19 protein-coding genes are annotated in these 19,241 nt (G+C 73.8%); 4 read left to right on the forward strand and 15 right to left on the reverse strand.

Features of this window, described 5'->3' with window-relative positions:
- Positions 1–13 precede the first annotated feature (13 nt).
- Together HNR22_RS05770 and HNR22_RS05775 are read left to right on the forward strand one after the other, a co-directional pair.
- Positions 14–838: an ABC transporter ATP-binding protein gene (locus HNR22_RS05770; protein WP_141909701.1), complete on the forward strand. Its 825-nt coding sequence runs from the start codon at positions 14–16 to the stop codon at positions 836–838.
- The gene (locus HNR22_RS05775) at positions 835–2,895 is read left to right on the forward strand and encodes a penicillin acylase family protein (protein WP_179779419.1); all 2,061 of its coding nucleotides are present in this window, start codon (positions 835–837) and stop codon (positions 2,893–2,895) included. The genes HNR22_RS05770 and HNR22_RS05775 overlap by 4 nt, the downstream gene beginning before the upstream one ends.
- Positions 2,896–2,911: 16 nt before the next feature.
- On the opposite strand, the gene HNR22_RS05780 is transcribed toward HNR22_RS05775, so the two are convergent.
- From HNR22_RS05780 to HNR22_RS05790, 3 genes are all read right to left on the reverse strand, one after another.
- The gene (locus HNR22_RS05780; protein WP_179779420.1) at positions 2,912–3,529 is read right to left on the reverse strand and encodes a bifunctional 4-hydroxy-2-oxoglutarate aldolase/2-dehydro-3-deoxy-phosphogluconate aldolase; all 618 of its coding nucleotides are present in this window, start codon (positions 3,527–3,529) and stop codon (positions 2,912–2,914) included.
- Between the two features lie 63 nt (positions 3,530–3,592).
- Positions 3,593–4,618, reverse strand: a complete 1,026-nt coding sequence (locus HNR22_RS05785; protein ID WP_179779421.1) for a sugar kinase — start codon at positions 4,616–4,618, stop codon at positions 3,593–3,595.
- A gap of 85 nt (positions 4,619–4,703) precedes the next feature.
- Positions 4,704–5,564: a S1 family peptidase gene (locus HNR22_RS05790; protein ID WP_179779422.1), complete on the reverse strand. Its 861-nt coding sequence runs from the start codon at positions 5,562–5,564 to the stop codon at positions 4,704–4,706.
- Positions 5,565–5,733: 169 nt separating this feature from the next.
- Here HNR22_RS05790 and HNR22_RS05795 point away from each other — a divergent pair, with 169 nt between their 5' ends.
- Positions 5,734–6,918 carry a low temperature requirement protein A gene (locus HNR22_RS05795; RefSeq protein ID WP_179779423.1) on the forward strand — a complete coding sequence of 395 codons (1,185 nt, stop codon included), beginning with the start codon at positions 5,734–5,736 and terminating at the stop codon, positions 6,916–6,918.
- Between the two features lie 10 nt (positions 6,919–6,928).
- Here the strand turns inward: HNR22_RS05795 and HNR22_RS05800 are convergent, their stop codons facing one another.
- Complete coding sequence (locus HNR22_RS05800) at positions 6,929–7,501, reverse strand: nucleosidase (RefSeq protein ID WP_179779424.1); 573 nt, start codon at positions 7,499–7,501, stop codon at positions 6,929–6,931.
- 152 nt (positions 7,502–7,653) lie between these two features.
- Here HNR22_RS05800 and HNR22_RS05805 point away from each other — a divergent pair, with 152 nt between their 5' ends.
- On the forward strand, positions 7,654–8,088 hold the full coding sequence (locus HNR22_RS05805; RefSeq protein ID WP_343059698.1) for a Rieske (2Fe-2S) protein: 435 nt from the start codon (positions 7,654–7,656) through the stop codon (positions 8,086–8,088).
- A gap of 7 nt (positions 8,089–8,095) precedes the next feature.
- On the opposite strand, the gene HNR22_RS05810 is transcribed toward HNR22_RS05805, so the two are convergent.
- The 11 genes from HNR22_RS05810 to HNR22_RS05860 all read right to left on the reverse strand — a co-directional run bounded on the left by HNR22_RS05810 (position 8,096) and on the right by HNR22_RS05860 (position 19,150).
- Complete coding sequence (locus tag HNR22_RS05810; protein WP_179779425.1) at positions 8,096–10,804, reverse strand: Hsp70 family protein; 2,709 nt, start codon at positions 10,802–10,804, stop codon at positions 8,096–8,098.
- A gap of 104 nt (positions 10,805–10,908) precedes the next feature.
- Positions 10,909–11,367: a GNAT family N-acetyltransferase gene (locus HNR22_RS05815; protein WP_179779426.1), complete on the reverse strand. Its 459-nt coding sequence runs from the start codon at positions 11,365–11,367 to the stop codon at positions 10,909–10,911.
- 306 nt (positions 11,368–11,673) lie between these two features.
- Positions 11,674–12,201, reverse strand: a complete 528-nt coding sequence (locus HNR22_RS05820; RefSeq protein ID WP_179779427.1) for a DinB family protein — start codon at positions 12,199–12,201, stop codon at positions 11,674–11,676.
- 43 nt (positions 12,202–12,244) lie between these two features.
- Positions 12,245–13,000 carry a RibD family protein gene (locus HNR22_RS05825; RefSeq protein ID WP_179779428.1) on the reverse strand — a complete coding sequence of 252 codons (756 nt, stop codon included), beginning with the start codon at positions 12,998–13,000 and terminating at the stop codon, positions 12,245–12,247.
- Positions 12,997–13,680 carry a GTP cyclohydrolase II gene (locus HNR22_RS05830; protein ID WP_141909708.1) on the reverse strand — a complete coding sequence of 228 codons (684 nt, stop codon included), beginning with the start codon at positions 13,678–13,680 and terminating at the stop codon, positions 12,997–12,999. Before HNR22_RS05830 ends, HNR22_RS05825 begins: the two co-directional genes overlap by 4 nt.
- Positions 13,681–13,737: 57 nt before the next feature.
- Positions 13,738–14,676: a lysylphosphatidylglycerol synthase transmembrane domain-containing protein gene (locus HNR22_RS05835; protein WP_179779429.1), complete on the reverse strand. Its 939-nt coding sequence runs from the start codon at positions 14,674–14,676 to the stop codon at positions 13,738–13,740.
- A gap of 66 nt (positions 14,677–14,742) precedes the next feature.
- Positions 14,743–15,561: a small ribosomal subunit Rsm22 family protein gene (locus HNR22_RS05840; RefSeq protein WP_179779430.1), complete on the reverse strand. Its 819-nt coding sequence runs from the start codon at positions 15,559–15,561 to the stop codon at positions 14,743–14,745.
- Positions 15,558–16,637: a glycosyltransferase family 4 protein gene (locus tag HNR22_RS05845; protein ID WP_425488092.1), complete on the reverse strand. Its 1,080-nt coding sequence runs from the start codon at positions 16,635–16,637 to the stop codon at positions 15,558–15,560. Before HNR22_RS05845 ends, HNR22_RS05840 begins: the two co-directional genes overlap by 4 nt.
- A complete protein-coding gene (locus HNR22_RS05850; RefSeq protein WP_179779431.1) occupies positions 16,637–17,035 on the reverse strand; it encodes a 6-carboxytetrahydropterin synthase in 399 nt (132 codons plus the stop codon). Before HNR22_RS05850 ends, HNR22_RS05845 begins: the two co-directional genes overlap by 1 nt.
- A 2-nt stretch (positions 17,036–17,037) precedes the next feature.
- Entirely contained in the window at positions 17,038–18,021 is a 984-nt protein-coding gene (locus tag HNR22_RS05855; protein ID WP_179779432.1) for an MDR/zinc-dependent alcohol dehydrogenase-like family protein, read from the reverse strand.
- A gap of 148 nt (positions 18,022–18,169) precedes the next feature.
- Positions 18,170–19,150: a DUF2804 family protein gene (locus tag HNR22_RS05860; RefSeq protein WP_179779433.1), complete on the reverse strand. Its 981-nt coding sequence runs from the start codon at positions 19,148–19,150 to the stop codon at positions 18,170–18,172.
- Positions 19,151–19,241 lie beyond the last annotated feature (91 nt).

A 19,241-nucleotide genomic window follows, 5' to 3' on the forward strand; every position in this document is an offset into this window, starting at 1 on the left:
CGAAGGAGCACCCATGCACCCCGGCAGTTCCCGGCTCGGCGGCACCGCGCTGACCCTCGCCTACGACCAGCGCACCATCACCGAGAACCTGACCGTCGCGGTACCCGACAACTCGTTCACGGTGATCATCGGGCCGAACGCGTGCGGCAAGTCGACGCTGCTGCGCGCGCTGTCCCGGATGCTGCGCCCGAGCGCCGGCACCGTGCTGCTGGACGGGCGGGACATCCACGATCTGCCGGCCCGCAAGGTGGCCCGCACGCTCGGCCTGCTCCCCCAGTCGTCGATCGCGCCGGACGGGATCACCGCCGCCGAGTTGGTCGCCCGGGGCCGCTATCCCCACCAGGGGCTGCTGCGGCAGTGGTCGCGCGAGGACGAACGGGTGGTCGAGGAGTCGATGGCCGCGACCGGTGTCGACGACCTCGCCGACCGGTCGGTGGACGAGCTGTCCGGCGGGCAACGGCAGCGGGTGTGGATCGCCATGGCGTTGGCCCAGCAGACCCCGCTGCTGCTGCTCGACGAACCCACCACGTACCTCGACATCGCCCACCAGATCGAGATCCTGGACCTCTGCGCCCGGTTGCACGAGGAGCAGGGGCGCACGCTGGTCGCGGTGCTGCACGACCTGAACCACGCGGCCCGCTACGCCACGCACCTGATCGCCATGCGCGACGGGCGTGTGGTGGCCGCCGGGGAGCCGTCGTCGGTGGTCACCGCCGACCTGGTGGCGGAGGTGTTCGGGCTGCCCTGCCGGGTCATCGACGACCCGGAGACCGGCACCCCGCTGGTCGTGCCGGCGGCCCGGCGTCGCGCCACCACCCTCGCCCCGGAACCGGCGTGAACGAACGCGGCGACGCCCGGCGTTTCCGTGACCCGTGGGGCGTGCCGCACCTGCGTGCCGGCGACCCGCTCGCGTTGGTGGCGGCGCAGGGTCGGGTGACCGCGTACGACCGGGCCTGGCAGATCGAGGTGGAGCGGCACCGCGCCCAGGGCACCAGTGCCGCCTTCCTCGGCGTCGACGCGCTCGCCTGGGACCGGTTCGCCCGGCAGGTCCGGCTCGACGACACGGCTCGCCGCTGCCACGCGGCGCTCGACCCGGCGACCGCCGAGTGGGTGGGCGCGTACGTGGCCGGGGTCAACGACGGTCTCGCCGCCGGGGCGGCCCGCGCGCCGGAGTTCGCCGCCACCGGGCTGACACCGGGCCGGTGGGAGCCGTGGACGCCGCTCGGGGTCTGGTTGGGCCACCACATCCTGTTCGCGGGCTTCCCCGGCAAGTTCTGGCGGGAGCACGTGGCGCAGCAGTTCGGCCCGGAGGCGGTCGACGTGTTCGCGACCGACGGGCCGTCCGTCGCCGGCAGCAACGGTTGGTTGCTCGCCGCCGAACGCACCGGCACCGGCGCGGCGCTGCTCGCCGGGGATCCGCACCGGTTCTTCGAGGATCCGGGCGTCTACCAGCAGATCCGGCTGGCCTGCCCGGAGTACGACGTGGTCGGGTTGGCGGTGCCCGGTGTGCCGGGCATCGCGCACTTCGGGCACACCGGGGCGGTGGCCTGGGCGATCACCAACGCGATGGCCGACTACCAGGACCTGTACGCCGAGCGGCTGCGGCGGGACGGCGAACAGGTGCAGGCGCTCGGCCCGGACGGTTGGCGGGCCGCGCACTCCCACCTGGAGACGATCGAGGTGGCCGGGGCGGACCCGGTCGAGGTCGAGGTGGTGGAGACCGACCGGGGTCCGGTGATCGTCGGTGGGCCGGACGACGGGACGGCCATCAGCCTGCGCTATCCGCCCCGGGTCCGCGCGGAGCTGGGCTTCGCGACGCTGCCGGAGTTGCTGAGTGCCCGCACCGTGACCGATGTGGACCACGCGCTGCGGCACTGGGTGGAGCCGGTCAACGTGGTGCAGGCCGCGGACACCGGCGGCGGGCTGTTGCACCGGGTCGCCGGGGCGGTGCCGGTACGGCATCCGGACAACTGTCGACGGGTGGTCCCCGCGTGGGACGTCGAGCACGCGTGGCAGGGCTGGTACGCGCCGATGCCCCGGGCCACGGTGGTCGGCCGGGCGGTGATGGCCAACGAACGAGGGTTGGCGGCACCGCTCGGGGTCGAGTTCGCCCCGCCGCACCGGGCGCACCGGATCGCCGAGCTGCTCGACGCCCGTTCCGGCTGGACGGCCGACGAGCTGGCCACTGTGCACACCGACACGTACCTGGGCGCGGCCGGGCCGCTGCTGACCGTGCTGGAAGGTCTGACCGGGCTCGGCCCGGCCGCCACCGCGCTGCGCGAACGGCTGCTGGGCTGGGATCGCCGGATGGCCGCCGACAGCACCGACGCGGCGCAGTTCGCCATCCTGCGGGCCGCTGTCGTACGTCGGCTCGCCGCCCATCCGGCGCTGGCGGCGTTGGCCGAGCCGCCCGCGTACCCGGAGGTGTTCGCGCCCTGGTTGGCGCTGACGCCGCGCGTCGGTTACGCGCTGGAGCACCTGCTCGGCGCGGTGCCGCTGCCCGGCGTGGACGTGGCCGCGCTGGTGCGTGCGGCGGCCGAGGAGGTCGCCGGCGCGGCGGAAGGCCCGGTGCGCTGGGGGGATCTGCACCGGCTGGCGGCGTGGCGGGCGTTGCCCCACCCGGACGCGGGGCCGGGCCCTCGACTCGACGGCGACCACGACTGTGTGCTGGCCACCTCCAGCGTGCCCGGGGTCACCCACTGGTGCTTCCGGGGGCCGGCGGCGCGCTTCGTCTGGGACCTGGCCCGACGCGAGGACAGCCGTTGGGTGGTCCCGCTGGGCACCTGCGGGGTGCCCGGCGACGCACACCACGACGACCAGAGCCCCGCCTGGCTGTCCGGGGAGCTGCTGCCGGTGATCACCGACTGGAATCAGCTCGCCGAGGAGCACGACTGACCAACCGGCTGCCGGCTCACCTCGCGGGCACGCCGAGGGTGGTCAGCTCTGCCAACCGGTCCAGCTGCTCCGGGTCGGACAGGGCGGAACCGACCGCCACCACCCGCACGCCGGCCTGCAGGAACGCGCCGGCGTTGCCCGCGTCCAGGCCGCCGGTCGCGACGAACCGCAGCTGCGGCAGCGGACCGGCGACGGCCTTGAACCAGGCGGGCCCGAGAGAGATCGCGGGAAACGCCTTGAGCCAGGTGAGGCCGTGCCGCAGCGCCTGCTGGGCCTCGGTGGGGGTGGCCACGCCGGGCAGGTGCGGCAGGCCACGCGCGGCGGCGGCGTCGGCGACCGCGAGGTCCAGGCCGGGCGCGACGGTGAACGCGGCACCCGCGTCGGCCGAGGCGGCGACCTGCTCGACGTCGAGCACGGTGCCCGCGCCGACGATCCGCCCGCGCTCGGTGCCCGCCTGGACGGCGGCGCGCAGAGCCGGCACCGCCTCGGCGGTGGCCACCGGAACCTCCACCACGTCGATGCCGAGGTCCCAGGCCCGCTCGGCGAGCCGGACCGTCTCGGCGACCGGCAGGCCGCGGAGGATGGCCATCACCCGGGCGCCGCCGAAGATGTGGTCGAAATCCGCTGTGGTCATGGTCCACTCCATCCGAGATCGCGGTGAGTCTGTTGGCTGCTGGCCCGATCGGGAACCGACGACTCAGACCCGCGCTGGCGCGCCGGTCAGGTCGAGCGGCGACCAGGCCTCGTCGGGGGCGGCGAGCAGCCTCTCGAACCAGGCCCACGGCGGGACCGGGGCGTTGTCGCCGCTGCTGGTCAACGCCTGCGCCGCGACCAGGTGGCCGAGGCGCAACCGCCGCACGGGATCCAGGTCGCGCAGCAGCCCGGCGAGGTAGCCGGCGGCGAACGCGTCGCCGGCGCCGACCGGCTCCACCACGGCCACCCGGGGAGCGGGCACGAAGACCGGCTCGGCGTCGCGGGACATCGCGGTGGCACCGACCGCGCCGTCCTTGACCACCACCGTCTCCGGATCGGGCAACAGCCGGCGTACGGCCAGCGGGTCGGTGGTGCCCCACAGCGTTTCCGCCTCGTCCTGGCCCACGAAGACCAGGTCGCAGCGGTTGGCGAGGTCACGCAGCACCGGCGCGGCCTGCTCGGCGGGCCACAGCCGGGCCCGGTGGTTGACGTCGAAGCTGACCAGCGACCCCGCCAGCGGGCGGGCGGTCGCCGCGTGCTCGACCAGCGCCCGGCAGGACGCGGAGAGCGCCGGGGTGATGCCGGACAGGTGCAGCACCCGGGCGCCGGCCAGCCCCGGGTCGGCCAGCGTCTCCGGGGCCATCCGGGAGGCCGCCGACCCGGCCCGGTAGTAGTGCACGGCGGTGCCCTCCGGGCCCGGGTCCTTGACGTACAGACCGGTGGGGGCGGCCGGGTCCACGACGACCTGGTCGACCCGGACGCCGGCGGCGGCGACGTGCCGGACGACGGCCCGGCCGAAGGGGTCGTCGCCGACCCGGCTGACCCAGGTCGCCCGGTGCCCCAGTCGGGCCAGGTAACCGGCCACGTTGGACTCCGCGCCGCCCACCGAGACGGCGACACGATCGGCGTGCTCCAGCGGCTCACCCGGCGCGGGGCAGAGCACCACCATCGTCTCGCCGACCGCGACCACCTCGACCAGCGGGGAGCCGTCCGGAACGGACGCCAGGTCAGGTCGGTGGTCGGTCGGCATGGGCGCACACGTCCTCGCGGCGAGAGTCCTGGGCGCCGCCGAGCCTATGGTGTCCCGCGTGAGCCGGGCAACCCGGCGCCGAGGGTCAGGGCAACGTCAGCCCGTACGCGGCCAGCACCTCCGCGATCGGCTGGTAGTAGGTGGTGCCACCGGAGGTGCAGTTGCCGCTGCCGCCGGAGAGGATGCCGAGGATGGTGCCGGTGGAGGCCGCGTAGAGCGGTCCGCCGCTGTCCCCCGGCTCGGCGCAGATGTTGGTGCGGATCAGGCCGTAGATCACGCCGGTGGAGTAGTTGACGGTCTGGTTCAGACCGGTGACGGTGCCGCACCGCACCCCGGTGGTCACACCGCTGCGACACACCGCCTGACCGACGTACGCGTTGCCGGGGCCGTAGATGGTCAGCAGCCCGGGGTAGGTGTAGACGGCGCTGGGATGCGCGATCCGCCCGGTGTAGCGGATCAGCCCGTAGTCGTTGCCGGGGAAGCTGGTGGCGGTGCGGGTGCCCAGCACGGTGGTCTGGGCGCTGTCGGCGTACCAGGTGCTGGCGGTGGTGGTGCAGTGCCCGGCGGTGACCACGTAGTAGGTGCTGCCGTTGCGCACGTTGGCGCCGAGCGAGCAGCGAGCGCCGCCACCGTAGATGCCCTGCCCGGCGGCGATCAGGGTGCGCAGGGTTCCGGGTTCGCGGCGCAGCAGCGCGCCGGCCCGGTCGGCCGTTGCCCGCAGCGCCCTCAGCTCGGCGGGGGTCACGGTGTCGTCGACGGTGAGGGTCATCCGGCCGGTGGCGGGGTCGAGGCCCCAGGCGGTGCCGGCGGTGCGTACCCCGGCCAGCATGGCCGCCGGGTCGGCGGCGGGCGCGGCGGCCCGGTCGGGGACGGAGGCCTGTGCCGCGCCGGGTGCGACGAGCAGGAGGACGGTCAGGACGAGGGCGACGAGCGGGGAGCGGCGCATCCAAGCCTCCGCAGAGATCGAGATAGGTGGATGTCGTTCAGCATCGCCCGGCGTCCGACGCGGTGGCAACCTGCGGCCGTCCTCTTCCCCGATCCGCGAGAATCGCCGATCCGGGGACGGGTCGCGCCGACGCCGCCGATAATCCTCGGGAGACGGCGGGAGGCCGGGCATGACCACCGGAGGCACCGCGGCACTGGTACGCCGCCCGGACGGGTCGACCCGGGCCACGCTGCTGGAGTTGCTCTTCGACGTGGTCTTCGTGGCCTCGCTCGCGCTGACCTCGACGCTGCTCGCGGGACACCACTCCTGGTCCGGCGGCGCGATGGTGCTGCTGATGCTGACGGCGATCTGGTGGACCTGGTCGGTCACCTCCACCACGACCGAGTTCTACGACCCGCAGCAGCGCCCGATCCAGCTCATCCTGATGGTCGCCATGGTCGGGTCGGTGGGGATGGCGGCGTCGTTGCCGATGGTCTCCGACGGGCACGCGATGGTCTTCGCGATCTCCTACGTCGGCACGCACGTGATTCGCGGCATCGTCCTGGTCACGTCGTTGCACCGGCAACGACACCGATCGGCCATGATCCGGGCCATCCGGTTCCTGTTCTGGTTCGTGGTGTCCGGCGTCTTCTGGATCACCGGCGCGGTGTCCGGCACGGTGAACTGGGGCCTCTGGACCATCGCCATCACGATCGACCTGGTCTCCGCGGCGGCCCGCTACCCGACTCCCCGGGTGGGTCGGGTGCCTCTCGACCAGTACGAGCGCACCACCGGGCACCTGGGTGAGCGGTACCAGCAGTTCGTCATCCTGGCCCTCGGCGACATCATCCTGGTGCCCACTCTGCAGGTCAGCAAGGGCGAGCTGGCCGGGCTGCGGGTCACCGCACTGTTCGGCGCGTTCGCCATGATGCTGCTGCTCTGGCAGGTCTACGTCTTCCGGGCCGGCGAGTTGCTGGAGGCCGGGGCCGGGCCGAAGTCGGGCCGGCCAGCCCGGTTGGCTCCGTACACCCACCTGGTGATGCTGGTCGGCGTGGTCGGCACGGCGGCCTCGTTCGATTTGGTCGTCACCCGGCCGACCGGCACGACGCCGGTGGGGTGGCTCATATTGATCATGGGCGGCCCGGCGCTGTTCGTGATCGGCCGCATCCTGTTCACCCTGCTGATATCCATGGTCGTGCCGTGGCGGCGAATGTTCTGGCTGCCCCTGCCGCTGCTGGCGCTGCCGTGGGCAGGAAAGTGGCCGCCGGTGCTGGTCACCGCGGTCGTGGCGCTCGGGCTCGCCGGTCACGTCCTGAGCCCCGGAGCCGTCCGGGAGACCACACCGGGCCTGCGGATGCGGCGATCCGACGACTGATCTCCGCCGGTCAGGCGATGTGTCGGCCGGCCCACTCGGCGAGATCCCGGGCACACGCGTCCACCGACTCCTTCCAGGTCCGCGCCGCGCCCTCGCCCGCCTCGTCGCTGACCTGCTTGACCACCCGGCACGGCACACCGGCCTGCGCGGCGGCCCACGCCACCGCGTACCCCTCCATGTCGACCAGGTCGGCGCGCTGCGCCAGCCGGTCCCGGGCGGCGTCGTCGGCCACGAACGTGTCACCGGTGGCCAGCACCGCGCCCTCGGTGGCCAGCGACAGCGGTGCCCCGTAGGTCTCGCCGGTGAGCGTGCGCAGCAGGTCGGTGTCCAGGTCGTGCTGGAGGACGGTGGCGACCTCGTGGATGCCGGCCAACCCGGGGCGCAACGCCCCGGCCGTGCCCAGGTTGAGCAGCAGGCGGGGTCGTGGCCCGGCGGCCAGCACCGCGGCCACCGCGCTGGCGGCGTTCACCTTGCCCATGCCGGTGAGCAGCACCGGCAGGTCGGGTGGCAGGTAGCGGGCCTCCTCCCCGACGGCGAGCACCACCAGCGGACGATCGGCGCGGACCGTACCCCGAAGATTCACCGGAGCATCGTACGAGCCGGCTCCTCGGCCACCAACCGCACCCAGCCACCGCTCAGCGGGGACGCATCGCGCGTTCAGCCGGGTGCGGCAGGCTGAACCGGCGAGCAACCGGGCGACGGCGGTCCCGGTCCGCCGACGGAGAGGTGACGACGGTGTACGACGGACAGGAGTTCCTGCGCGACAACCGCTGGTGCCTGAGCCGGCGCGGTCTGCTGACCGGGGCGGGCGCTCTCGGTGCCGCCGGGCTGCTGAGCGCCTGCGGCGCCGGTGACAGCGCGACTGGCGGTCCGGCGTCCGCTGCGCCCGGCACCGTGCTGGCCCGCACCGGGGACGTTCCGGTCGGTGGCGGCACGGTCGCCGAGGGCGTGCTGGTCGTCCAGCCGGAAGCCGGCTCCTTCAAGGCCTACGACGCGACCTGCCCGCACCAGGGCGTCCGGGTCGGCGCACCCCGCGACGGGGTGATCACCTGCCCCGCGCACAACTCGACCTTCTCCCCCGGCGACGGTGCCCGACTGGGCGGCCCCGCCACGAAGGGCCTGACGGAGATCCCGGTCCGCGTCGACGGCACGACCATCGTGCGCGCCTGACGTTCGGTCAGTCTTCGGCGAAGCGGTAGAGCACGAAGTCCTTCTCCGCGCCGCACGCGATCACGTGGGTGTTCCAGGAACAGGACGCGCTGCGGACGTTCTTCAGCTCGCCCAACTCGTCCACCTCACCGGACTCGGCCCACACACCGGCCAGTACGCGGTTGTCCGCGACCACGCTGGGCGCCTTGGCGAAGACCAGCAGGTTGCCCTCGTCCAGCCGGACCGCCACACCGCCCCGGTCGGACAGCACCGGCTTGCCGGCGGCGTCGAAGAGGGTGACGGTCGGGTCCGGGTACTCCCGTTGGGCGAGCACCTGCTCACCCAACGGGACCAGGTCGGTCACGCCCGGCGCCGACCAGTGGATCGAGGGTTCCCCCTCGGTCGCCGCCACCACCTCGGTGCGAGCGACGTCGTTGTTCGGCACCTGCAACAGGCAGGCCCGCCGCTCGCCGCAGGCCACCAGCCCCTTCGGGCGGTAGTCGTCGTTGCCCGCCCGGTGCAGCACCACTGGCGCCGCGTCGGAACCCAGGTCGTACGAGAGCAGCTGGTACCCGCCGTCGTTGGCGGCCACGTACAGGCGGTCCTCGTGCGCGAACACCAGGTCGTCCAGGTCGGCGACGCTGCCCCACCGGCGCAGCACCTTGCCGGACGCCATGTCGAGCAGCCGCACCGACCGGTCCGCGCCGACCTGGATGAGCCGCCGCCCCTTGCCCGTCCACGAGTTGCGGGGCGTGCCGTCGAGGAAGGCCGGCCCGCCCGCCGCCTTCGCGGTGCCCACCGGCCGGACCACGGTGCGGCTGCCGTCGTACTGGTCGCGGGGGTTGGCCTGGGTCCACTTCTGGGTGCCGTTGCTCAGGCGCAGGCCGACCAGTTGGGCCGCGGTCCGGTCCACGACCACCGCCGTGTCGTCGGCGAAGTGGACGGTGTCGTCACCACGGACCGCCCGCTGCCAGCGCTGTGCGCCCGTACGCGCGTCGAGCACGGCCAGCGGGCGCGGGGTGCTGTCGCCCGGCGCGTCGGCGAGGACCGCGACCGCCCCCGGGACGGCGATGATCGCCTCCCAGTCGTCGGCCCGCGCGTCGGTCTGCTTCCGCCACAGCTCGTCGCCGGTGCCGGCGTCGACGGCCACCACCTCCAGCCGGTCGTCCGGCAGCGGGAACCCGAGGTAGGCCCGGTCACCGAGCATCGCCGTCCACATGCCGGCCGGCCGCTCGGTCCCGGCCGGAGGCCGGGACAGTTCACGCAGCGACCCGAACTCCAGATCGGGGTAGCGGTCACGGGTCAGGTAGATCGTCGCCGCGGCACCCACCCCGACCAGGGCCAGCACCGCGCCGAGCACCACCCAGCGCGCCCGCCGCCAGCGCGGCCCACCCGCCGGCGGGTTCGGGACCGCTCCGGCCCAACCCGGCCCGGGAGGCGGGCCCTCCGGCGGGGTCGACCCCGGCCAGGGCTGCGACGGTACGACCGGCGCGGCGGCTCCGGCCGGCGCGGGAGGTGGGCTCACGGGGCTAGGTGCGGGCGGGCTCACAGGGCCCGGTGCGGGCGGTGGTCCCGCGTACGCCGGGGCGGGCAGCGGCTTGCGCAGCGGCAGGTCGGTCAGCGCGCCCTCGGCCACCGGCAGCTCCGGCTGGTCCAGCACGGTCGGGGCGACCCCCAGCTCGGCGTGCAGCATCCGGGCCACCAGCGGGATCCGCGACGAGCCGCCGACGAGGAACAGCCCGGCGAGCTGATCGGGGCTGAGACCGGCCGCGGCGATCACCTCCCGGGCCCGCTCCACCGCCCGACGCAGCAACGGCGTGGCCGCCCGCTCGACGTCCGCCCGGGTCAGCTGGACCGTCTCGGCCACCCCGGGCACGGCGACCGGCGCGACAGTGGAGCGGGACAACGTCTCCTTCGCACCCCGTACCTCGTCCCAGAGCCGCACCTGGTCGCGGCGCTGCGCCGGGTCGGCGGGCCGGGTCAGCCGGGCCCACTGCGCGGCGTGCCGTTCACCGACCAGCTCACCGACGCGCCGCACCAGGGCGGCGTCGAGGTCCAGACCGCCCAGGTCGGGCAGGCCACCGTCGGCGACCACGCTGAAGCCGGAGTCACCCCACGGGTCGGCGCCCTCGTTGCGCAGCACCGCGACGTCGAGCGTGCCGCCACCGAAGTCGAACACCGCGATCGCGCCGCCGACCGGCACCGGGCGATGCAGCACCTGCGTGTAGTAGCGGGCGGCGGCCACCGGCTCCCGCAGCAGCCGGGTGCCCGGCGGCGTCGGCCCGGCCAGGGTGTGCTCGGCCACCTGCGGCCACCCCGCCAGCAGCAGGGCGTCGGCGAGCACCTGCCGTCGCGTCGCGTCCCAGGCGGCCGGGCAGGTGAGAACGGCCGGGGGCAGGAAGCCGACGGTGCCCACCGCGGCCCGCGCGACCGACGCCAGCACCGCGGCGAGCAGGTCGGCCGGCGGGTACGAGCGGTCGCCGAGCACAATGGTCGGCTCGTCCACCCGGCGCTTCGGGTTCGCCTCGAACCGGGCCGGGTCCGCCTGCGCCAACCGCCGGGCGTCCCACCCGGTGTGCAGGGTGCCGTCCGGGGCGGCGTACACAGCGGAGGGACTGAGCGGTTGACCGTCCATCAACAGCGGGCGGGTGCGCCCGTCGGGCCAGCGCAGCACCGCGACCGTGTTGGACGTACCAAGGTCGACGCCGAGGGCGAAACCCTCGTGCTGGCCTGCCATCTGCCCGATACCTCCGCGGCGACGAGGGGAACTCGACCCCGCATCGTACGCAGGCCCCGCCGCCGTGCTGATCACTCGGTCAGGGGACGGTCGGGATCGTCCGCTCAGTGCGTGGAACGTTCGCCGACGACCTCCCCTTCGCTGCTCTCCCCGGTGGGGCGGAAGCCGAGCTTCAGGTAGAACTGCTCCGGGCCGTCCGCACCCGGATGCCACGTCGTGAAGACGCGGTCGTGCCCTCGTCCGCGAGCTTCCGCACGGACGGCGTCCACCGCGAAGCGGCCGTACCCGCGGCCCTGGTGCTCGGCGGCGATGTTCAGCCGCCACAGGCCCGAGCGCAGGTCGTCCGGTCGGGCCGGGTCCCACACGATGTCGAAGAAGCCCATCAGGAAGCCGACGATGTCGTCACCCTCGACGATCAGACGTGGCCACGCGACCTCGGGCTGCGCGTACGCCTCCGCGAGGGACCAGGCGACCGGGGACGAGAACTTTTCCTGGTCCGGCCGCACACTCACCCGGCATGCGGCTTCGACGTTGTCCGGGGCGATCTGCACGAGTCGCGGCACACCGGCCACCCTATCGAGGCAGGCCGGGCCGTCGAGCAGCCACCGCAAGCCGATCTGGAACCAGGTGTCGAGGTCGGTGTCGGGGCTGCGCGCCGTGACGGCCGCCGCGTGCGCTCGGCCGGCCGACCAGGTCGACCTACCGAACAGCGATATACCTCAGAGTCATATTCATACCTCTGAGGCATATCGCTCATCACCCCACCCGCCCCGAGAGCGGTGGCCGACGGTCACCGCGGGGAACGACCCGTACAACCGCAGCGATCGGCCTCCCGTCATCCTCTGCGGCAACGAGGGCAAACCCGGCGATCAGATCGTCTGTGCCGCGCGCATCAGCCGGAGCTGGCCGATCTCTGCGACGTTCTTCATCAACTCGGAGTTGACCCAGCCGACCGTGTGCGTGACCGTGTGGTCGGTCTCGTTCTGCCACGGGAACGTGGCGACGCTGTCGAGGTCGGCCCCGGTGAGACTGTCGAGCAGAGCCACCCACTCGGTGCGCAGCCCTCGCAGCCAGCTGACGGTCGGCTCGCCCGCGCCTGGCCATGCGACGTCTGCGCGCTCGCGCGGTGATCGGCCTCGAAGATGATCCATGGTGACGGTCCACCACCAGCCGACGTGCCACGTCAGCCAGCCGATCGTCGGAACCGGAATCGGGTCGGGCTCGGTGTCGGCCCAGTCCGGGGTCCAGGTGCCCTCGGCGCTTCGCCGGACGGACCAGCAGTGCGGGGCCGGCTCCCAGAGGAAGTCGTCGGCTTCGAGTCGTTCGAGGTGGTACTCGAACAGCGCCCACGTCAGGTCGAACTGCCAGCGCAGGAGGGCAATGGACGTTACGGACATCCGAGGATTCTGTCGCTGCCCGAGCCCTGGGTCGAGCAGATATTCAGCCGCTGTGCGTGGACCCGCCCGCGTCATCAGCAGCCGAATCCGGCGGGACGTCGGTGCAGCGCGCGGAGAGGGCGTAGCGGAGCAGGACCACGTCGCCGATCTGGCGGGCCTCGGCCAGCCGGGCGCGGCGGCCCGGGTGCCAGGGGAAGCGACCCTCGCCGACGAACCGGGGCGCCCGCCCGTCGCCGACGAAGAACGGGGCGACCACCAGGTGCAGCTCGTCGGCGAGACCGGCGGCGAGGAACTGGGCGTGCACCGTCCCGCCGCCCTCCACCATCAGCCGCTGCACGCCCCGCGCGGCCAGGTCGGTCAACAGCCATCCAGGGTCGACCGGCTCGCCCGCGTCGATGACGGTGGCCAGGCGACCGAGGCGCTCCCGGGTCTTCTCGACCGCGTCGGTGGCGCAGTAGACGAGCCGGGTCGAATCACCGGCGGTAAAGAAGCGGGCGGTCGGATCGAGATCACCCTGGGCGGTCAGGGTGACCTTGGTGGGTGATTCGGGTCGGCCGGACGCGGCCCGCTCGGCCCGCCGACTCGGCGAGCGCACCAGCAGCCGCGGGTCGTCGCGGCGGACGGTGCCGGCGCCGACCAGGATCGCGTCGCAACTGGCCCGGACCCCGTCGACCCGGTCCAGGTCGTCGTCGTTGGACAGCAGCAACCGTTGCTCGGAGGCGTCGTCGATGTAGCCGTCGATCGAGGCCGCGCAACTGAGCAGCACGTACGGTCGCGGGGGCTCCGGCCGGCAGCTCATCGGGGGCCAGCCCGGTCGGAGGTGCCACTCGTGAGCGCTTCCGCCGCCTCGGCCTCCGCCGCCTTGGCCGCCTTTGCCGCCAGGTAGTCGGCGTTGGCCGGGGAGAGGAACACGCTGGTGGGCACCCGCTCGGCGACGTCCACGCCCAGCCTCGTCAGCTGCTCGGCCTTGTCCGGGTTGCTGCTGAGCAGTCGGATCCGCGGCACGTCCAGCGTGGCCAGCATCTGCGCGGCGGCGGTGTAGTCCCGCTCGTCCTCGCCCCGACCCAACGCCACGTTGGCCTGGTAGGTGTCCAGCCCGGCGTCCTGCAACGCGTACGCGTCGAGTTTGGCGTACAGGCCGATGCCGCGACCCTCCTGGCGCAGGTAGAGCAGGAAACCGCCGGCTTCGGTGATCCGCTGCACCGCCTCGCGCAACTGCGGCCCGCAGTCGCAGCGTTGGCTGCCGAACACGTCGCCGGTCAGGCACTCGCTGTGCGGGCGGACCAACGGGGGCTCTCCCCCGGCGGCGAGCCGGTCCAGCGCGCCCGCCCAGTCGCCGAGACCGAGTGCGAGGTGCTCCCGGCCGTCCACCAGGCCCTTGAACGAGAACACCCGGACCGTCGTGGAGTAGCCGTCGGGAAACGTCAATGGCACCGTGACCTGCGTGCGGATCGTGGCGACCGGCAATGCTTCGGGCATGGGACTCCTCTGTCCGGCGCCACCGACGCGCGGCGACGCGTACGTCTCACAACCGACTCAACAGCCGCCGACGGGGGCGGCTTCCCGGGCGGCGGCCGGAACTCGGTTGCGCCGGGCCAGCAGCACGGCGGCTCCGGGCAGGCTGGCGACCAGGATCAGTGCACCGTAGACGGTCGCGGTGGCGACGCCCTCGGCCGCGCTGAGGCCAGCCGCGCCGAACACCCACGCGGCCACCCCCTCGCGAGGGCCGAAGCCGGCGACGTTCAACGGCAGGCCCATGGCGAGCAGGGCGAGCAGCGTCAACGGCAGCAGTCGCGACAGCGGGGCGTCCGATCCGGCGGTACGTGCCGCCACCAGGAAGGTGGCCAGGTGACCGGCGACCATCACCGCGGAGGCGATCAGCACGCCGAGCCAGGTGCGCCGGGCCAGCAGCCCGGACCGCACGTCCGCCACGGCGGTGCGCATCGCCCGCGCCCAGCGCGAGGGGCCGGCGTTCGGCACGGCCCGGGCCAGCAGCACGGTGACCAGCGCACCCGCGACCAGCAGCCCGGCGGCGACGGGCAGGTACGGCCGCACCGGGGACGGGAAGGCCGCGAGCACCACCAGCGCGACGCCGACCAGCACCACCTGCCCGGCGGTGCGCTCCCAGACCACCGCACGGATGCCCCGGCTGACGTCACCGGCGTCCCGGCCGTGGCGGACCGCCCGGTGCACGTCGCCGAGCACCCCGCCGGGAAGGGTGGCGTTGAGGAACACGGCCCGGTAGCAGTGCGCCACTGCGGTCGCCAGCGGCAGCCGCACGCCCAGGCCACCGGCGACCAGGCTCCACCGCCACGCCGCGCAGACCGTGGTGAGCACACCGATGACCAGCGCCGCAGCCAGCGCCGGCGCGTCGATCAGCCGCACCCCGGCGAGGAACGGGCCGGTGCCCACCTGCCACAACAGGACGGCGAGCAGACCCACCCCACCGACCACTCGTGCCCAGGCCCAGAACATCGGCGTCGGCCCTCCCCTTGAAGATCGTCCACTTGCCCTAGTCCACGTACCCAGGGTGAGAACGGTTCATCCGTCGGCGAGGAGGTCACTGTGCTCGACCAGGACGGTGAGCCGCCCGGCCGCCGCGTCCGCCAGCCGACGCCGGGCGTACGCCTCGGCCGGCGTGGCCAGGTCGGGACGCTGCTCGCAGGCCGCGCCCAGCCAGCCCCGGAACCACTCGGCGGCCAGGTCGGCGTGCTCCGGGCCGAGTCGCCACGGGCTGGGCCGTTCCCGCACCTCCACGCCCCGCCGGGCGAACGCGGCGGCGGTGGCGGTGACGGCGTCCGGACCGAGCAGCCGCCGGCCGCCGACCGTACGCCGTTGGTGGTCGTTGAACGCGGCCTCGACCACCGCGTCCAGCGGGTCGGCCGGGGTGAACCGGACCCGCCCGGTCACCGAGAGGGCGAAGAGGGTCGGCCGGCCCACGCAGGCGGCCACCACCCGGTCGATCTCGTCGGCGCTGAGCATGTCCAGCAGCGCGGACGCTGTGAACAGGGAAGCATCGGCCAGGTCGGCGGCGCTCAGCCGGGTGAGGTCACCGCAGCGGGTGCTCACGGTGACCGGGGCGCCGTCGGCGGCGGTCACCCCGGCCATGCCCTCGGCGGCGCGGGCCAGCAGGTCGGCGTCCCGGTCATGCAGCACCCAGTGCTGCGGGCCGGGCAGGCGGGGTGCCACCCAGCGGCTCATCGAGCCGGTGCCGCTGCCCAGGTCGTGGATCACCGTCGGGGCGTCACCGGCCAGTCGGGGGCGAACGGCGTCCAGCAGGTCCTCGGCACGCGCCGCCGCGTCGGCCGGCTCCCGCAGTCGCAGCCAGTCGGCGAACGGCAGGGTCTCCTCGACGGTCATCCCGCCACCTCCTCCAGCGCGGCGGCCAGCAACGCGGTGGTCACCGGCCAGTCGGTCAGGGTGTCGCGCCGGGCCAGAGCGGCACGCCGCAGTCGGGCCCGCAGCGGGTCGTCGGTCAGCCAGCGGGTCAACGCGTTGGCCAGCGCGGCGGGGTCGTCCGGGGCGACGAGCAGGCCCGGCCGGTCACCGCCGGGCGCGTGGCCGAGCGCCTCCGGCAACCCGCCGACCTCGGTGGTCAGCACCGGCAGGCCGCGCGCCAGCGCCTCGGTGACGACCATTCCGTACGTCTCGCCCCGCGACGGCAGGACCAGCAGGTCGGCGTCGGCGTACGCGGCGTCCAGCGCCGCTCCGGTCAGCGGACCGGCAAGTCGCACCCGCTCCGTGAGGCCGGCGCCGGTGAGCCGTTCCCGCAGCCGACGCACGAGGTCCGGCTCCCGGACCAGGGTGCCCGCGCACACCATCGACCAGCGCAGACCGACCAGCGTGGACAGCGCGTCGACCAGCACGTCGTGCCCCTTGTGGTGGGTGACGGCCGCGACGCAGAGCAGCCGGTCGCCGGTGACCGAGCCGTGCGCCGGCGGTGCCGGGCGCACCCCGGGAGGCGCCGCCCGAATCCGGTCGGCGAGCGCCGGATGGCGCGTCACCAGGTGACGGCGGGTCCAGTCGCTGGTGGTGACGACGGCCCGGGCGGTGGTCAGCGCCCGGGCCTCCGCCTCGTCGTCGAACGGCAGGTGCACGAGGACGACAAGGCGCAGCCGGCGGGCATGCGGGGCGAGCAGGTCCGGCACTGCCGACGCGATCAGACCGTCGAGCAGCACCACGGCGTCGTCGGGCGTGGCGTCGAGCAGCTCGGCCAGGTTCGCCCGGTCGACCGGGCCGGGGTCCGGCCACGCGCCGGGCACCGGGTGCTCGCGCACCGACCAGCCGTGCTCGCCGAGCCCCGCGCAGACGCGCCGGTCGTACGTGTTGCCGCCGCTGGGAGTGGCCACGTCGTCGATGTCACCGGGCAGGACGACGTGCACCGTACGGAAGGTCGTGTCCGACCCGCCGGTGGACGCCGTCCGACCGGCATCGATCACAGCGACCGCTCGTAGCTCGCCCAGGCGATGTGCGACTCGTGCAGCGTGACGGTGATGCCGGTGAGGTCGCGTGCCCCCGCGCCCAGGTCACCGGCATGGACCCGCTCGACCAGCCGGTCCGCGATGGTGCGGGCCAACACCTCGGTGGTGGTGTTCACCCCGGCGAAGGCCGGCTCGTCGTCGAGGTTGCGGTAGGTCAGCTCGCCCAGCACGGCCCGCAGCTGCTCGGTGGCCAGGCCGATGTCGACCACGATGCCGTCGGCGTCCAGGTCGGGCCTACGGAACGTCGCGTCCACCACGAAGGTGGCCCCGTGCAGACGCTGGGCCGGGCCGAACACGTCGCCTGAGAAACTGTGGGCGATCATCATGTGATCCCGAACGGTCACGCTGAACACGGTCACTCCCCGTCGTCATAGGTGATGAGGTGGCAGAGCGCGGGCAGGTCGCCCGTGCTCAGTCTGGCAAGAACGTCGGGCAGCTCCGCGAACCGGGACGCGCCGGTGATCAGGGCGTCGAAGGCCGGGTCGTCGAGCAGGTCGAGGGCGAGCGCCAGCCGGTCGGCGTAGCTGCGCCGTCCCCGCCGGGCGGGCGCGACCATGCCGACCTGACTGCTGCGTACGCTCAGCCGGCCGGAGTGGAACGCCCCACCCAGCGACACCTGCACCTGGCGGTCGCCGTACCAGCTCAGCTCGATGACAGTGCCCTCCGGCGCGAGCAGGTCCAGCGAGCGTTGCAGGCCGGCGCCGGTGGCGCTGGCGTGCACCACGAGGTCCCGGTCGCCGGTCGCGTCGTCCGGTTGGGCGAACTCGACGCCGAGCGCGCCGGCCACCCCGGCCCGCCGGGCGTCGGTGTCGACCAGCTCGACGTGCACGCCGGGAAAGCGGGCGAGCAGCGCGGCGACACAGCAGCCCACCATGCCCGCACCCACGACGGTGACCCGGTCGCCGACCAGCGGCGCCGCGTCCCACAGCGCGTTGACCGCGGTCTCCACCGTGCCGGCGAGCACCGCCCGGGCCGGAGGCACCCCGTCCGGCACGGGCACCACGGCGCTGGCCGGCACGACGTACGCGCTCTGGTGCGGGTGCAGGCAGAAGACCGTGCGCCCGAGCAGGTCCGGCGGGCCCTGCTCGACCACGCCGACACTGAGGTAGCCGTACTTCACCGGGCCGGGGAAGTCACCATCCTGAAAGGGCGCACGCATGGCGGCGTGCTGGTCGGCGGGCACCCGGCCGGCGAAGACCAGCGTCTCGGTGCCCCGGCTGACCCCCGAGTACCGGGCCCGGACCAGCACCTCGTCGGGCCCCGGAGCGGGCAGCGTGACAGGCCGGATCTCGGCCGCGCCGGGCTCACGCACCCAGCAGGCGTACGCCTCGCGGTTCACCGTCGCGCACCTCACCTCTTACTTGAGGCCGCACCGAGCGGCCAGGCTTCCGTGCCCCTCCCGGGTTGTCGATCATAAACACGGAGCGGAGGTGTCCACAGTTCGACGTGGTGCGGTGATGGGCTGAGTGAGCACTTGGCCGGTACCGCTACCAGCGGTTGCGCGCCTCCTCGGCCCAGCCGACGAGCCCGTCGAGGCTCACCGTCATCCCGTCGTCCGTCTTCGCCCAGCCGGAGAAGTGCCCGAAACACTGGTGCGTCTCGTTCGCGACGACACCCAGGTTGGTGCGGGCCACCTTCTCGTGGAACGGCTGGAACTCGGCCTCGACCCGTTCCCCGCTGATCCGCCACGGGCGAAGCCAGTCCGACCGGTCGTAGGTCCAGCGCAGTTCCTCGCCGATCTTGTGCAGCCGGCCGTCGACGAACAGGCCGTTCTCGGTGACCCCGGTGCCGTCGGTCCACTGACCGCCGAGCTGGATCGCCCGTCCCGGCGCCGCACCGGCGGCCCAGTTCCACGTGATCGAGTACGGCCACCTGCCGCGACCGTGGTCCAGCACGGCGAACGCGTCCGGCCCACCGATCTCGTACGTCTGGCCGTGCAGTTCCAGCGTGCCGAGGACAGGGCGGCCGACGTCCTTGACCGTGTACTGGAATCGCGTAGGGCTCCACGGCACGACCACGCCGAGCGACTCGTGACCGGCCGGCAACGGCACGTCCACCTCCAGCCGCACTCCGGGGGCGCTCGCCGAGATGGCGGTGCCGTCCGGGCGCTGGGCGATCCGGATCGCCAGGCCTCCACCCTGTGCACGAACCTCGCCCACGCCGCTGTGCGGCGGTAGCACCGTCCCGCGCGCCAGCGGCACCACCACGTCGGCCTTCGTCTCGGTGCCGCTGTCCCGGTCGAGCACGTAGACGCTGTGCACACCGGCGTAGTCCAGCGACGAGGCGACCAGCCCGACGATGTGCCGCGGCGTCACGATGCCCCAGTACTCCCACCGCTTGGTCCGGCCCCAGCCGCGCAGATTCGCGGTGTGCAGCGGGCGACGGGTCCAGCCCACCGCCGCGGGATTCAGCCGCCCGTCCCGTTGGCACAGGTCGACAGGCGAGACGAGCTCACGTTCGTGCGTCACGAGCTGCACGATAGCCGCCGTCGCCCGCCGGCTTGACTGACCCATCGATGCACCCTACGGTCATACGACATCGGACATAGGATGTCATAGG

Origin of the sequence: Micromonospora jinlongensis (genome assembly GCF_013410645.1) — a bacterium.
In the GTDB taxonomy this organism is placed as follows: Bacteria; Actinomycetota; Actinomycetes; order Mycobacteriales; family Micromonosporaceae; genus Micromonospora; species Micromonospora zamorensis.